Source organism: Mycobacterium sp. 852002-53434_SCH5985345, from assembly GCF_001667155.1.
Classification (GTDB): Bacteria; Actinomycetota; Actinomycetes; order Mycobacteriales; family Mycobacteriaceae; genus Mycobacterium.
Genome location: NZ_LZIE01000054.1, coordinates 65,717 through 80,108 on the forward strand (window position 1 = coordinate 65,717; position 14,392 = coordinate 80,108).

13 protein-coding genes and 1 pseudogene are annotated in these 14,392 nt (G+C 67.7%); 10 read left to right on the forward strand and 4 right to left on the reverse strand.

The window, feature by feature from the left end; genetic code table 11:
- The first annotated feature begins 16 nt into the window (after positions 1 to 16).
- Positions 17 to 985 (forward strand): DNA polymerase III subunit delta, encoded by a 969-nt coding sequence (gene holA / locus A5756_RS12960; RefSeq protein WP_066952790.1) that lies wholly within the window; start codon positions 17 to 19, stop codon positions 983 to 985.
- 9 nt (positions 986 to 994) lie between these two features.
- Here holA and rpsT read toward each other — a convergent pair whose 3' ends face one another.
- Positions 995 to 1,255 (reverse strand): 30S ribosomal protein S20, encoded by a 261-nt coding sequence (gene rpsT, locus A5756_RS12965; protein ID WP_066952793.1) that lies wholly within the window; start codon positions 1,253 to 1,255, stop codon positions 995 to 997.
- Positions 1,256 to 1,400: 145 nt separating this feature from the next.
- On the opposite strand from rpsT, the gene A5756_RS12970 reads away from it, so the two are divergent.
- From A5756_RS12970 to A5756_RS12985, 4 genes are read left to right on the forward strand one after another with little or no spacing between them, the layout of a single operon-like run.
- Positions 1,401 to 3,074, forward strand: coding sequence for a circularly permuted type 2 ATP-grasp protein (locus tag A5756_RS12970; RefSeq protein WP_066952795.1), 1,674 nt, complete (start codon positions 1,401 to 1,403; stop codon positions 3,072 to 3,074).
- Positions 3,074 to 4,051: an alpha-E domain-containing protein gene (locus A5756_RS12975; protein WP_066952797.1), complete on the forward strand. Its 978-nt coding sequence runs from the start codon at positions 3,074 to 3,076 to the stop codon at positions 4,049 to 4,051. Before A5756_RS12970 ends, A5756_RS12975 begins: the two co-directional genes overlap by 1 nt.
- Positions 4,051 to 4,890 (forward strand): transglutaminase family protein, encoded by an 840-nt coding sequence (locus tag A5756_RS12980; protein ID WP_066952799.1) that lies wholly within the window; start codon positions 4,051 to 4,053, stop codon positions 4,888 to 4,890. Before A5756_RS12975 ends, A5756_RS12980 begins: the two co-directional genes overlap by 1 nt.
- Positions 4,891 to 4,915: 25 nt before the next feature.
- Positions 4,916 to 5,590 (forward strand): hypothetical protein, encoded by a 675-nt coding sequence (locus tag A5756_RS12985; RefSeq protein WP_066952801.1) that lies wholly within the window; start codon positions 4,916 to 4,918, stop codon positions 5,588 to 5,590.
- 3 nt (positions 5,591 to 5,593) lie between these two features.
- Here the strand turns inward: A5756_RS12985 and A5756_RS12990 are convergent, their stop codons facing one another.
- Entirely contained in the window at positions 5,594 to 6,433 is an 840-nt protein-coding gene (locus A5756_RS12990; protein WP_066952884.1) for a ribonuclease Z, read from the reverse strand.
- A 192-nt stretch (positions 6,434 to 6,625) separates the two neighbouring features.
- Here A5756_RS12990 and A5756_RS12995 point away from each other — a divergent pair, with 192 nt between their 5' ends.
- A complete protein-coding gene (locus A5756_RS12995; RefSeq protein ID WP_066952803.1) occupies positions 6,626 to 7,054 on the forward strand; it encodes a CBS domain-containing protein in 429 nt (142 codons plus the stop codon).
- Between the two features lie 99 nt (positions 7,055 to 7,153).
- Here the strand turns inward: A5756_RS12995 and A5756_RS13000 are convergent, their stop codons facing one another.
- A complete protein-coding gene (locus A5756_RS13000) occupies positions 7,154 to 7,753 on the reverse strand; it encodes a type II toxin-antitoxin system PemK/MazF family toxin (RefSeq protein WP_066952805.1) in 600 nt (199 codons plus the stop codon).
- Between the two features lie 28 nt (positions 7,754 to 7,781).
- Here A5756_RS13000 and lepA point away from each other — a divergent pair.
- From lepA to A5756_RS13020, 4 genes and pseudogenes are all read left to right on the forward strand, one after another.
- Positions 7,782 to 9,730 (forward strand): annotated as a pseudogene (gene lepA, locus A5756_RS13005) (translation elongation factor 4).
- Between the two features lie 8 nt (positions 9,731 to 9,738).
- Entirely contained in the window at positions 9,739 to 10,458 is a 720-nt protein-coding gene (locus tag A5756_RS13010) for a sensor domain-containing protein (RefSeq protein ID WP_066952886.1), read from the forward strand.
- Positions 10,458 to 11,237: a sensor domain-containing protein gene (locus A5756_RS13015; RefSeq protein WP_066952809.1), complete on the forward strand. Its 780-nt coding sequence runs from the start codon at positions 10,458 to 10,460 to the stop codon at positions 11,235 to 11,237. The genes A5756_RS13010 and A5756_RS13015 overlap by 1 nt, the downstream gene beginning before the upstream one ends.
- 121 nt (positions 11,238 to 11,358) lie before the next feature.
- Positions 11,359 to 12,195, forward strand: coding sequence for a sensor domain-containing protein (locus A5756_RS13020; RefSeq protein ID WP_082948328.1), 837 nt, complete (start codon positions 11,359 to 11,361; stop codon positions 12,193 to 12,195).
- A gap of 105 nt (positions 12,196 to 12,300) precedes the next feature.
- Here the strand turns inward: A5756_RS13020 and A5756_RS13025 are convergent, their stop codons facing one another.
- On the reverse strand, positions 12,301 to 14,337 hold the full coding sequence (locus A5756_RS13025; RefSeq protein WP_066952811.1) for a glycoside hydrolase family 15 protein: 2,037 nt from the start codon (positions 14,335 to 14,337) through the stop codon (positions 12,301 to 12,303).
- Between the last annotated feature and the right edge of the window lie 55 nt (positions 14,338 to 14,392).

A 14,392-nucleotide genomic window follows, 5' to 3' on the forward strand; every position in this document is an offset into this window, starting at 1 on the left:
GTGACACCATCGTGGGGTGACAGAGGTTTCGCCGTTACACCTGGTCCTGGGAGACGAGGAGCTGCTGGTCGAGCGGGCGGTGGCCGACGTATTGCGGGCGGCGCGCCAGCGGACCGGGATCGACGGCGTTCCGGTCAGCCGAATGCGGGCAGGTGACGTCAGTACCTACGAGCTGGCCGAGCTGCTGAGTCCGTCACTGTTCGGTGACGAGCGCATCGTCGTGCTGGAGTCCGCAGGCGAAGCGGGCAAGGAGGCGGCCGCGGTGATCGCCTCGGCCGCGGCCGACGTCCCGCTGGGCACGATGCTGGTGGTCGTGCATTCGGGCGGCGGGCGGGCCAAGGCGCTGGCCACCGAGTTGCAGTCACTGGGCGCCGTCGTGCATCCGTGCGCGCGGATCACCAAGGCCAGCGAGCGAATCGACTTCGTCCGCAAGGAGTTTCGTGCCCTGCGCGTCAAGGTCGACGAGGAGACCGTGACCGCCATGCTGGACGCGGTCGGCTCCGACGTGCGGGAGCTGGCGGCCGCCTGTTCGCAGCTGGTTGCCGACACGGGCGGGGTCGTGAATGCCGCCGCGGTCCGCCGCTATCACAGCGGCAAAGCCGAGGTGAAGGGGTTCGACATCGCGGACAAGGCGGTGGCCGGCGACGTCGCGGGAGCGGCCGAAGCGCTGCGGTGGGCGATGATGCGCGGGGAGCCGCTGGTGGTGCTGGCCGACGCGCTGGCCGAAGCGATCCACACGATCGGTCGGGTCGGGCCGTTGTCAGGCGATCCCTACCGGCTGGCGTCGCAGCTGGGAATGCCGCCGTGGCGGGTGCAGAAGGCCCAGAAGCAGGCGCGGTATTGGTCGCGCGACAGTGTCGCGGCCGCGATGAAGGTGGTGGCGGCGCTCAACGCCAATGTCAAAGGAGCCGTGGCGGACGCCGACTATGCGCTGGAATCGGCGGTCAGGAAGGTGGCCGAGCTGGCCGCGAACCGGAACCGATGAGCGGGCGGGTCAGATCTTGTTGAGAGCGCGCGCCAGGGCGGACTTCTTGTTGGCCGCCTGATTCTTGTGGATCACGCCCTTGCTGGCCGCTTTGTCCAGCTTGCGGGTGGTCGCGGCCAGCAACTCCGAGGCCTTCTCCTTGTCGCCGGCGTGGGCGGCCTCACGGAACGCGCGGACCGCGGTGCGAAGCGAAGACTTCACGGACTTGTTGCGCAGTCGAGCGCGCTCGTTGGTGCGATTGCGCTTCTGCTGCGACTTGATGTTGGCCACGCTTTAGTTCCTTCTCCGCTTCGACGTTTGTTGGGGGCGCCGGATATCACCACAGCGACTGCCCAGGTTATCAGTCGGTTACGTTTTCTCCCAAAACGGGAACCCGTGGCCTGCCATAACGCCAATTTGAGGCAGCATCTGAAAAGTGAGTCTTCCGAGCCAGCTCGAGGAAACCGGGCGGGGGTTACGCGCCGCGCGTGCCGAGCGCATTTTCGGCGGCTACAACACGTCCTCAGACGTCTATTCGATGGCATTTGACGAGATGTTCGATGCCCACGGCACCGTTCGCGGCCCGTATAAGGGCATCTACGCCGAGCTCGCGCCGTCGGACGCCTCGGACCTGAAGGCCCGCGCCGAAGCGCTGGGCCGGGCGTTCATCGACCAGGGCATCACGTTCTCGCTGTCAGGTCAGGAGCGGCCTTTTCCGCTCGACCTGGTTCCGCGGGTCATCTCGGCCGCCGAGTGGAGCCGGTTGGAGCGCGGCATCATCCAGCGCGTCAAGGCACTCGAGATGTATCTCGACGACATCTACGGCGATCAGGAGATCCTGAACGACGACATCATCCCGCGCCGCCTGATCACTTCCTGCGAGCATTTCCACCGCGAGGCGGTGGGCATCGTCCCGCCCAACGGCGTCCGCATCCACGTGGCGGGCATCGACCTGATCCGCGACGAGAAGGGCAACTTCCGGGTCCTCGAGGACAACCTGCGCTCGCCCTCCGGGGTGTCGTATGTCATGGAGAACCGGCGGACCATGGCGCGGGTTTTCCCGAATCTGTTCGCCACCCACCGGGTGCGTGCGGTCGACGACTACGCGTCGCACCTGCTGCGCGCCTTGCGCAATTCCGCGGCCACCAACGAGGCCGACCCGACCGTGGTGGTGCTCACTCCCGGGGTGTACAACTCGGCCTACTTCGAGCACTCGCTGCTGGCCCGTCAGATGGGGGTCGAGCTGGTCGAGGGTCGCGACCTGTTCTGCCGCGACAACCAGGTCTACATGCGCACCACGGACGGGGAGGTGCAGGTCGACGTCATCTACCGGCGCATCGACGACGCCTTCTTGGACCCGCTCCAGTTCCGCGCCGACTCGGTCCTCGGGGTGGCCGGCCTGGTAAACGCGGCCCGTGCCGGCAACGTCGTCGTCTCCAGCGCCATCGGCAACGGTGTGGGCGACGACAAGCTCGTTTACACCTATGTGCCGACGATGATCGAGTACTACCTGGGGGAGAAGCCGCTGCTGGCCAACGTCGAGACGTACCGGTGCTGGCTCGACGACGAACGCGAAGAGGTGCTGGACCGGATCGACGAATTGGTCCTCAAGCCGGTCGAGGGGTCCGGGGGTTACGGCATCGTGTTCGGGCCGGAAGCCTCCGAGAAGGAGTTGGCCACCGTCGCCAAGAAGGTTCGCGACGACCCGCGCAGCTGGATCGCCCAGCCGATGATGGAACTGTCGACCGTGCCGACGCAGATCGGGAACACACTGGCGCCCCGGTATGTCGACCTGCGGCCGTTCGCGGTCAACGACGGCAACGACGTCTGGGTGTTGCCCGGCGGGCTGACCCGGGTGGCCCTGGTCGAGGGCTCGCGGGTGGTGAACTCGAGCCAGGGCGGCGGGTCGAAGGACACCTGGGTGCTGGCGTCGCGGACCTCGGGCGGTGACCATGAGCTCGGCGCGGCGGAAGTCGTGCGCTCGCTGCCGGAGTCGATGTCCGACCCGGTGCTGGATGGCGCGCAGCGTTTCGCGCAGACCCAGACGCAACCCACGGAATCGCCCCAGGAACAGCAGCTTCAGCAGCAAGAGCGGCGGGCGAAGCGCTGATGCTGGCCCGTAACGCGGAGGCACTGTTCTGGATCGGTCGCTATGTCGAACGGGCCGACGACACCGCCCGCATCCTCGACGTGGTGCTGCATCAACTGCTCGAGGAGTCCAGCGTCGACCCGGACCAGGCGTCCCGGCTGCTGCTGCGGGTGCTCGGCATCGACCCCCCGCACCACGACCTAGACGTCTGGTCGCTGACCGACCTGGTGGCCTTCAGCACCAACGCTTCGGGCGGTAGTTCGATCGTCGACGCCATCACGGCGGCGCGCGAGAACGCCAAGTCGGCGCGGGAGGTGACGTCCAGCGAGATCTGGGAGTGCCTCAACACCACCTACCATGCCCTGCCCGAACGCGAGCGTGCCGCCAAACGCCTTGGGCCCCATGAATTCCTGTCCTACATCGAGGGCCGGGCGGCGATGTTCGCCGGCCTGGCCGACTCGACGCTGTCGCGCGACGACGGGTACCGCTTCATGGTGCTGGGCCGCGCGATCGAGCGGGTGGACATGACGGTGCGGCTGTTGCTTTCACGGGTGGGGGACAGCGCTTCATCCCCGGCGTGGGTGACGCTGTTGCGTTCGGCGGGCGCCCATGACACCTACCTGCGCACCTACCGCGGCGTGCTGGACGCCGGGCGGGTGGTCGAATTCATGCTGCTGGACCGGTTGTTCCCGCGTTCGGTGTTCTATTCGCTGCGGCTCGCCGAACACAACCTCGACGAACTGCTGCACTCTCGACAAAGCCGGATCGGGGCCACCGGGGAGGCGCAGCGGCTGCTCGGGCAGGCCCGAAGTGAACTCGAATTCGTGCAACCCGGTGTACTGCTGGAGTCCCTGGAGACGCGCCTGGCGGGCCTGCAGCGAACCTGCCACGATGTCGGAGAAGCGTTGTCGGTGCAGTACTTTCACGTCACGCCGTGGGTGGCGTGGTCGGATGCCGGGGATCGCGGCCGGCTGGTCAGCAGGAAAGGGGACGGCTGATGTGGCGGCTGCGGGTGGTGCACACCACCGGGTATGCCTACCAGTCGGCGGTGACCGCGTCCTACAACGAAGCGCGGTTGACCCCGCGGTCGAACACCAGGCAAAACGTCATCCTCAATCGCGTCGAGACGATCCCCGCGACCCGGTCCTATCGCTACATCGACTATTGGGGCACCGCCGTAACGGCATTCGATCTGCACGCGCCGCACACCGACCTCACGGTGACGTCGTCGTCGGTGGTCGAAACCGAGCAGCCGGAACCGCCGGTGACCGACGTCGGCTGGGATGACCTCAAGTCCGAGGCGGTGATCGACCGGTTCGACGAACTGCTTCGCCCCACCGGGCACACCCCGGCGAGCAAGAAGGTTGCGTCCGTGGCCAAGAAGATCGCCAAGTCGCACCAGCCCGCCGAGGCAGTCGCCGCCGCCAGCGACTGGGTGCGCGGCGAGCTGGACTATCTCCCGGGAACCACCAGCGTGCACTCGTCGGGGCTGGACGCGTTGAACGCGGGCAGGGGCGTCTGCCAGGACTTCGTACACTTGTCGCTGATGTTGTTGCGGGCCATGGGGATTCCCGCGTACTACGTGTCGGGATACCTGCATCCCAAGCGCGACGCCGTCGTCGGGGACACCGTGGACGGGCGCAGCCACGCGTGGATTCAGGCGTGGACGGGCGCCTGGTGGAGTTACGACCCCACCAACGGAACCGAGATCTCCGAGCAATACGTCGGCGTGGGCGCCGGCCGCGACTACACCGACGTCCCGCCCCTGAAAGGCATTTACTCCGGTGAGGGTGCGACCGACCTCGACGTCGTCGTGGAGGTCACCCGGCTGGCCTAGCCGGCGCGGGCATAGCGTTCACGCCATGGACGACACTGCGCCTCACCGCGGTGGCCCCTGGTTGCTGCTGCTGTCCGTGCTGTGTGTCGCGGTGCTCTTCGGTGGGATCGCGGTCGGGGTCGCCCTGGGCGGTGTGATGCCGTTGCCGTACGGCCCGGCGGCCGCGGTGGCGGCTTACGTCCGTGCGGAGCCGGTCGCCGTGCGCGTCATCGCCGTGGCGACGTTTGCGTCGTCGGTCCCGTTGGCGCTCTACGCGGCGACGGTCAACGTCCGGCTGCGCCGGCTCGGCGCTGCCGGGCCGGGAGCGTCGATCGCGTTCACGGGAGGCGTCGTGGCCGCCGGCGCGCTGGGGCTGTGCGGCTTGCTGGCCTGGCCGCTGTCGCTGCCCGAAGTCGCCGCGGACGCGGCGTTGGTCCGCGCGCTGTACCTGTTGGTGTTTCTGGTCGGTGGCCCGGGGCACATCGTGGCCCTGGGCCTGCTGGTCGCCGGGATCGCGGGTCCCGCCCTGAGCCGCGGTTTGCTGCCGAGCCCGGTGGCCTGGGCCGGCCTGGGAATCGCCGCCCTCGCCGAAGCGGCGACGGCGGTGTTGGTCTGGCCGGACCTGGGCGTGATCCTGCCGGTTGCCAGGGTGTTGGCGCTGTGCTGGCTGGTGCTGGCGGGGTCGCTGCTGCCGTTGCGCCGCAACGGCATTGGAGAGTGACCGTTACGGTGCGTTGATTTCGACGCGATGCAGGTCGTCGCCGAGCTCGATCCGCCCGTCGAACTCCGACGCCGCCAGCGCCCGCCACTGCTCTTCCTGGCCCGGCACCAGCGCGGGCACGTAGTGCGTCATGACGAGGGTGCCCACCCCCGCGCGGGCCGCGGTTGCCGCCGCCTCCTCGACTGACGAGTGGTAGTCACAGATGTCCTGCAGCCGCTGTTGCGGGATGTTTCCGACGATGTCCTTGCGGATCACGGTGTGCACCAAAGCGCCGGCGCCGGCCGCCAGCTGGTCGAGGCCGGCGCAGGGCACCGTGTCCCCGGCGAGCACCACCGACGCCGTGCCGTAGTCGATGCGGAACCCGATGGTCGGCGCCACCGGTCGGTGATCGGTCGGTGCCACCCGGATCGACACGCCGTCGCGGTCCCACACCGCCCCCTCGGTGCACTCGTGGACCTCGACCGACGGTGGGGCGTTCAGGTCGGCGTGATGGGCGAGCCGGTACTCGATGTCGTGGCGGAACGCGTGCAGCGTCGCCTCGACCGTCTCCGCGGTCCCGGGCGGTCCGATGATCGGCAGCGGCGCCGGGTCCGGTTCGAAGGTGCTGATCCAGCGAGTGATGAGGAGGTCGCCGAGATCTCCGATGTGGTCGCTGTGCAGATGCGTGATCAGCAGCGCCGACAATCCGGCGGCGCCCACGCCCACGGCCGCCGCACGCTGCAACACCCCACGCCCGCAGTCCACCAGAAATACCTGCCCGCCGGCCCGCACCAGAGTCGACGGGCCGGCCCGGTTCGGGTCGGGGATCGGGCTCCCGGTTCCCAGCAGCGTGATCTCGATCATGGCCCCATCTTGCAAGCCGCGGCCCTCCGCAGTGGCCCAATCGGGCGATCCGAGCGATCGAGCGTCCTGGTTTCGAACGGCGACGTCAGGGTATGGACACGGATCGGCTACCGGTTCTCGTCGTGGCTTTTGCGCCGCACGAGTTAGCCGTAGCCTGGTGTGAAGCGGATCACAACCGGCTGGAGGCCTTTGATGCGGATTGCAGACGTCTTGCGGAACAAGGGCGCGGCGGTGGTGACCATCAACCCCGAGGCGACGGTGAAAGAGCTGCTCGCCGGCCTCGCCGAGCAGAACATCGGCGCCATGGTCGTCGTCGGCGACGAGGGCGTCGTCGGCATTGTCTCCGAGCGCGACGTGGTGCGCGAGCTGCACACCCATGGCGCCAGCGTGCTGTCGCGCCCGATCTCGAAGATCATGACCACCACCGTCGCCACCTGCACGAAAGCCGACACCGTCGACTCCCTGAGTGTGCTGATGACCAAGAATCGGGTGCGCCATGTGCCCGTGTTGGACGGCAAGAAGCTGATCGGCATCGTGAGCATCGGCGACGTGGTGAAGACCCGGATGGAAGAGCTCGAGGCCGAACAGCAGCAGCTGCAGTCCTACATCACGCAGGGCTGATTGCGGCTCCTGCCCCCACCCCACGGCGTGCGTCGTCGCCGAGCGTGCGTTCAGCGCGAAAATGCGGCCGGTTTTTCGCAGTGGTTACACGCTGGGCGACTAGCTCCAGGAGTAGTCCGCGCGCAGCCGCTCGGCCACCACTTCGAAGATCTCGCGGTCCAGGATCGCGCCCTCGCGACGAATGCTCTCCTCCGGGACATCGAGCACCCGGTCCAGCCGAACCCAGCTCGGCCTGCCTTCGTAATCCCAAGCGCCGGAACCGATTCCGATCCAGTCCCGGTCCTCGGCGTGGCGTTCCTGGCTGGACACCATCAACCCCAGTAAGACGCGGCGGTCACGACCGACCACGAGCACGGGCCGGTCCTTACCCCGGGTCGGGTCGTCCTCGTAAACCACCCACGTCCAGACGATCTCGCCGGGATCGGCCCGGCCGTCGAGGTCGGGCGCGTAGATCAGCTTGCGCGCGCGCTTCGCGGTCGGGAAGCTCGTGCTGGTCACCGGGCGGCCCGCGGTGACCGCGGGCGGTTGCGGCGCGGCGGCGGCGATGACGTTCGCGGTGATCTTCACGGCGTGCTGCAATTCGCGCAGCACGGTCTGCGAGTTCTGCACGTGCCGGGCCAGCCGCGGGGCCCGATCGAAGACCAGGTTTTCCGCGAACCGCTGGAACGTCTTCCACTGGGATTTGCGGGCCGACGCCATATTCGCAGCATAGACGCGCGTCGCGCGGGTGCGATTGTGTCCAAGTAGGTCTCGGGCACCCCGCCTAGATACCCTGGACATACCAATGAGCCGGCGCTCAAGCGCCCCCAAGCGTGTCCAGACCAGGAGATTCCCATCAGCAGTTTCGCCGACAAGACCTTCACCGCGCCGGCGCAGATTCGGAACTTCTGCATCATCGCCCACATCGATCACGGCAAGTCCACGCTCGCGGACCGGATGCTCCAGCTCACCGGCGTCGTCGACGAGCGATCGATGCGCGCGCAGTACCTGGACCGCATGGACATCGAGCGCGAGCGCGGAATCACCATCAAGGCGCAGAACGTCCGGCTGCCCTGGAAGGTCGGTGACGAAGAGTACGTCTTGCACCTGATCGACACCCCGGGGCACGTCGACTTCACCTACGAGGTGTCGCGCGCGCTGGAGGCGTGCGAGGGCGCGGTGCTGCTGGTCGACGCGGCCCAGGGCATCGAGGCGCAGACGCTGGCGAACCTGTACCTGGCGCTGGACCGCGACCTGCACATCATCCCGGTGCTCAACAAGATCGACCTGCCGGCCGCCGATCCGGACCGCTACGCGGGGGAGATCTCCCACATCATCGGCTGCGAGCCCGGCGACGTGCTGCGGGTGTCCGGCAAGACGGGTGAGGGTGTCGCCGACCTGCTCGATCACGTCGTGCGCGAGGTGCCGCATCCGCAAGGCGACGCCGACGCGCCCACCCGCGCGATGATCTTCGACTCCGTCTACGACATCTACCGCGGCGTGGTGACCTACGTCCGGGTGATGGACGGCAAGATCGTCCCGCGCGAGCGCATCCTGATGATGTCCACCGGCGCCACCCATGAGCTGCTCGAGGTGGGCATCGTGTCGCCCGAACCGAAGCCCAGCGTGGGTCTGGGGGTGGGCGAGGTCGGCTATCTGATCACGGGTGTGAAGGACGTCCGCCAGTCCAAGGTCGGCGACACGGTGACGACGGCCCGGCACGGCGCCACCGAGGCGCTGACGGGATATCGCGAACCCAAGCCGATGGTCTACTCGGGCCTGTATCCCGTGGACGGCTCCGATTACCCGGTTCTGCGCGACGCCCTGGACAAGCTGCAGCTCAACGACGCGGCCCTGACCTACGAGCCGGAGACGTCGGTGGCGTTGGGCTTCGGGTTCCGGTGCGGGTTCCTCGGCCTGCTGCACATGGAGATCACCCGCGAACGCCTGGAGCGCGAGTTCGACCTGGACCTGATCTCGACGTCACCCAACGTCGTCTACCGGGTCGTCAAAGAGGACGACACCGAGATCGTGGTGACCAACCCGTCGGACTGGCCCGAGGGCAAGGTGCGCACGGTCTACGAACCGGTCGTCAAGACGACCATCATCGCGCCCAGCGAGTTCATCGGCACCATCATGGAGCTGTGCCAGTCGCGCCGCGGCGAGTTGGGCGGCATGGATTACCTGTCGCCCGAGCGGGTCGAGTTGCGCTACACGATGCCGCTCGGCGAGATCATCTTCGACTTCTTCGACTTGCTGAAGTCGCGCACCCGGGGCTACGCCAGCCTGGACTACGAGGAGGCCGGCGAGCAGGAGGGGCAACTGGTGAAGGTCGACATCCTGTTGCAGGGCGAAGCCGTCGACGCTTTCAGTGCGATCGTCCACAAGGATTCGGCGTCCGCCTATGGGAACAAGATGACGACCAAGCTGAAAGAGCTGATCCCGCGTCAGCAGTTCGAGGTTCCGGTGCAGGCGGCCATCGGGTCGAAAATCATTGCACGCGAGAATATCCGGGCGATCCGCAAGGACGTGCTATCGAAGTGCTACGGCGGAGACATCACCCGCAAACGCAAACTGCTGGAAAAGCAGAAGGAGGGCAAGAAGCGGATGAAGACCATCGGGCGGGTGGACGTGCCGCAGGAGGCCTTCGTCGCGGCGCTGTCCACCGACGCCGCCGGCGACAAGGGCAAGAAGTAGCAGTGCCGATGCGAGCGGTTGTCCTGGTGGGTATCGGCCTGCTGAGCACGGGATGCGTCACGACCGTCAACGGCACACCCACGCGCGCCGGTCATCTCGGCGGCGCCACCTTACCGCTCGAGCAAGTCCTGCCGGACGGCCCGGAGGTCAACGCAGCCGTCGGGAACGAGCTGCCGCCGCATCGCCCGGCCCAGGTGGGCGATATTGACCTGCTGGCCAACGGGATCCGTGATAGCGATGGCGCCGCACCGATCCAATGCCTCGGGGTCGTCGCGCCGGCGATGCGCATCGTCTACGAACCTGGCCGCGTGCGTGCCGCCGCGACGCAGGACTACTGGAATTACGATTCCGGCGTGGCGGTGCCCGGCGCAACGGCGGCGGCGATCAAGCTGGCATCCACGGCCGACGCGCAACGGCTCTTCACGTCGTTTGTCGAGCAATGGCAACGCTGCGACGGCACCACGGTGACCATGTACACCCACGACTCGAGCAACACCGAGTTGTACTTGAAGGCCACCGACACCCGCGTCGACGGGCCGGTACTGTCGGCGACCGTCATCGCGTGGGACAACCATCACACTCCGCCGTGCCCGGACGAACGGGCCGTGGGGGTCAAGGGCGAGGTCATCGCCGACGTCAAAGTGGCCGACGGCCCGCGTGTGCAGGCCGGCCGCCGGGCAATCGATCTCGTCGAGGTGATGTTGCGAAAAGTCTCGAGCAGCAGCTGATGAGAACCGCCCGGATGGTCCTGTCCTGCCTGGCCGCTGTGGTGCTCGCCACCGGCTGCACCGTCGACGGCACCGCGCGGCCCGCGCCGAACCTGAAGCCCCACCCGGTCACCGGGCAGCCCGTCAAGCAGGTGCTCCTCGACGACGCTGAGCTGTCGAAGCTGCTGGGCCAGTCCTTCGGAAGCAAAAACGAACTCCCGGCGCGCTTCGGCGGTCCCGAGGTGCTGCCGCCGGCCTTCGGTGCGGTCTCGCCCGCCAACTGCGTGGGTGTCACCTCGATGCTGGTGAAGGACGCCTATCCATCCGGCGACGTCAAGAATGCGGCGCGGGAGACGTGGTGGAACCAGCGCGGACCGGCGAAGGTCATCAGCGTCGCCGAGGGTGTCGTCGCCCTGTCCAGCGCCGCCGGGGCCGCCACGTTGTTCCAACAGTTTGCACAGCAGTGGCGCGACTGCGAGGGCACTACCGTGACCATCGGGCGCCCCAGCATCATCACCGACCGCCCCGCGATCGTCTTCTCGGACACCATTTCCGAGGTGCGGCTCTCCGAATCGGTTCTGGCCGCGACTATTTCGATCGACACCCAATTGCCGGGCTTGCCGTCGAGCGGACCCAGGCCCGAAGCGCGCGCCATCGGCGTGCGGGGAAACTGCCTCGTCGAAGTCGAAGTGGCGTTTTTCAACTCGACGCGTTCGTCGGACGAGGGGTCCGGCGACGTGCACCGCAGCGCCATCGACATCGCGCACGCGATGATGGACAAGGTCAGCGGGCTGAGCTGACCGGCACCTGCCACCAACCTGGGACTTCTCTGGGGTTGAGCTGTGCTCACGCGTCGGCGACGGTTTCGCCGTGCCGTCGAGCCTAAACTCTTCGGTGAAGTGAGAGGTAGCCGAGAAGCGCATGGAAAGCATTTGCGGCAGTGAAGTATTCCGTTCTGCGTTCGTCGCCGCCCCGTCCGGTGGACGCCGCGGTCTGCGCCGACGTTGGTGCGCCGCAGCGCTTTCGGTCGTCCTGATCTCGGCCACCGGTTGCTCCATCACGGTCGGTGGCGCGGCGCGGCCACCAGCGAAACTCACGTCGCGATTCCTCGACGGGCAAATCCTCGAGCGGGTGCTTCTCGGCAAGAGCGCGCTATCCCGCGTTGTCAGGGAGCCCGTGGAGCCCGACCCCGGCGCCCCACCGCTCGTCGGGGGCCCCGAGATGTTGGGCGGTGAGCGGTCACTGGGGCCCGAAAGCTGCCTCGGGGTCGCGGTGATGATGCAGGCGGGCACCTATCGGTCCGCCAACGTGAGAGCCGTCGCGCGCACAACGTGGCGGCCCGCTGTCGCGCCCGGCGCGGCGGTGACCAGGGTGCAAGAGGCGGCCATCAGCCTGCCCACGGCCGCCGACGCCTACGCCGTGTTCGCGACGTTCTCCAAGCAGTGGCGAGACTGCGATGGAAAGACGGTCCCCCTATCGGGCGGAAGCCTGCCGCTGGAAGTGAAAATCAGTCAGGTGCAAAGTGCCATTTCCGTTGTCGCGGCCACCATTTCGACGCAATGGAACACGCCGCCGTCGTTCTCGCCCCCATCCCTTCCCGCCGAGCGGGCCGTTGGGGTGCGGGACAATTGCCTCATCGAAGTCGAGGTCGACTTCTTCGACTCATCGAGCGCGTCGCAAGAAGCGCCGCGTGACACGAACGCCAGGGCCCTCGACATTGCGCAAGTCATGCGAGACAAAGTGAGCGCGCTGAGCTGACGCGGCCGGCTACATCCCGTGGTGCGACCCGTCCCCCGCAAGCGGGAGGCTTGTCCTGATCGTGGCGACCCGCTTCGCCCGGCTTCGCCGCGCTTGCGATCGCGACTACATCGGTGCGTTGGCGGGCTGGAACATCCCGGAGCCGTCGGCCTCCTCCTCGGCGCGGATCACGTGCACCACCGCGTTGATCAGCGCCAGGTGGGTGAACGCTTGCGGGAAGTTACCCAGGTGCCGGCCCGTCCGGGGCTCGATCTCCTCGGCGTAGAGGTGCAACGGGCTGGCGTAGGACAGCAGCCGCTCACACAACCGCTTGGCGCGCGCCACCTCGCCGATCTCCACCAGCGCCGACACCAACCAGAACGAGCAGATCGTGAACGTGCCTTCCTCGCCGGACAGCCCGTCGTCGGTCTCCTCCACGCGATAGCGCAGCACCAGGCCTTCCTGGGTGAGTTCGTCGGCGATGGCCAGCACGGTGTTGCGCACCCTGGGGTCGTCCGGGGGCAAAAAGCGCGTGAGTACCACGAGCAGCAGCGAGGCGTCGAGCGCGTCGGTGCCGTAGCGCTGGGTGAACACGCCGCGGGAGTCCACCCCGTGTTGCAGGATGTCGTCCTTGATCTCTTCGGCGATGGCCCGCCACTGCTGCGCATAGCTCTTCTCGCCCTGCCGCTCGGCCAGCTTCGCCCCGCGGTCGAGCGCCACCCAGCACATCACCTTCGACGAGGTGAAATGCTGCGGTTCGCCCCGGACCTCCCAGATGCCCCGGTCGGGCTCCCGCCAGTGCTTGATGGCCTCTTCCACCTGCTTCTTGAGCACCGGCCACAAGCTCTCCGGGATCTGCTCACGGGACTTGCAGTGCAGGTAGAACGAATCGAGGATGGAGCCCCAGATGTCGTGCTGGACCTGGTCGAAGGCGCCGTTGCCGATGCGCACCGGCCGGGCGTGGTCGTAACCGGACAAGTGGTGCAGCTCTTCTTCCACCAGGCTGCGTTCGCCGCCCACGCCGTACATCACCTGCAGCGGGTGGCGTTCGTTGCTGTTGGCGCCGGAGACGTCGGCGATGAACGCGAAGAAGTCGTCGGCCTCCCGGTCCAGCCCGAGCGTGTAGAGGCCCCACAACGCGAAGGTGGAGTCGCGCACCCAGGCGTAGCGGTAGTCCCAGTTGCGTTCGCCTTGCGGCGTTTCCGGCAGTGAGGTGGTCGCGGCCGCCAGCAGGGCGCCGGTGGGCGAGTACGTCAACCCCTTCAGCGTGAGCGCGCTGCGCTGCAGGTAGGCGCGCCATGGGTGGTCGGGGAAGTTGCCGATGTTGATCCATTGCCGCCAGCACTCGGTGGTCTGCCACATCTTGTCGGCGGCCTCTTCGTACGTTTGCGGCGCCGGGTGCTTGGTCCAGCTCAGGGCGACGAACACGTCGTCGCCCTCCTTCATCCGGGTGCGGGCGCGGGCTTCGCGGCCCTCCAGCCCGATCCGCAGGTTGGTGGTGAGCCGCAGGGTCGGGTGGGCGTCGGGCTGCTTGGTGGCCCGCGCGATCGCCTCGCCGTACGCGTTGGCCGAGTATTCCCAGGTGGAGCCCACGCGGTGATAGTCGAACGCGGGTTCGCAGCTCATCATCAGCTCGACGGTGCCGCTCACGCAGCGCACCGTGCGCAGCAGGATGTGCTCGGCGTCCCAGTCCATCGGCGTGCGGCGGTGGGTCCTGGACCGCCGTTCGATGTCGTGCCACGGCCCCATCACCAGCGCGTCGCGCACGATCAGCCACCCGGTGTGGGTCTGCCACGTCGTCTCCATGATCAGGCTGCCGGGCAGGTAGCGGCGGGCCGAGGGCACCGAAACGCCGTAGGGGCCGAGCCGGAAATGGCCGGCGCTGCGGTCCAGGATGGCGCCGAAGACGCTGGGGGAGTCCGGGCGCGGCACGCACATCCATTCGACCGAGCCGGCCGGCGAGATCAGGCAGGTCGTCTCCCAGTCGGACAAGAAGGCGTAGTCCGCGATCGGTGGGAACGGGTTCCGCAGTGCCCCGGTCGAAGCCAGCGGCGCCGGCGCGCTGAAGTCGATGGGCGATGGTAAGGCCGCCGTGTCCGTTTGAAATGCCTCCTCGGGCATGGCGTCGGCGGGCTGGTCGTCGGGCTGGGCGTGCAGGACCATCCCGACATCATCATCTGTTGAGCGGCCCGGCGTCCATTCTTTCGCCGACGTGGCG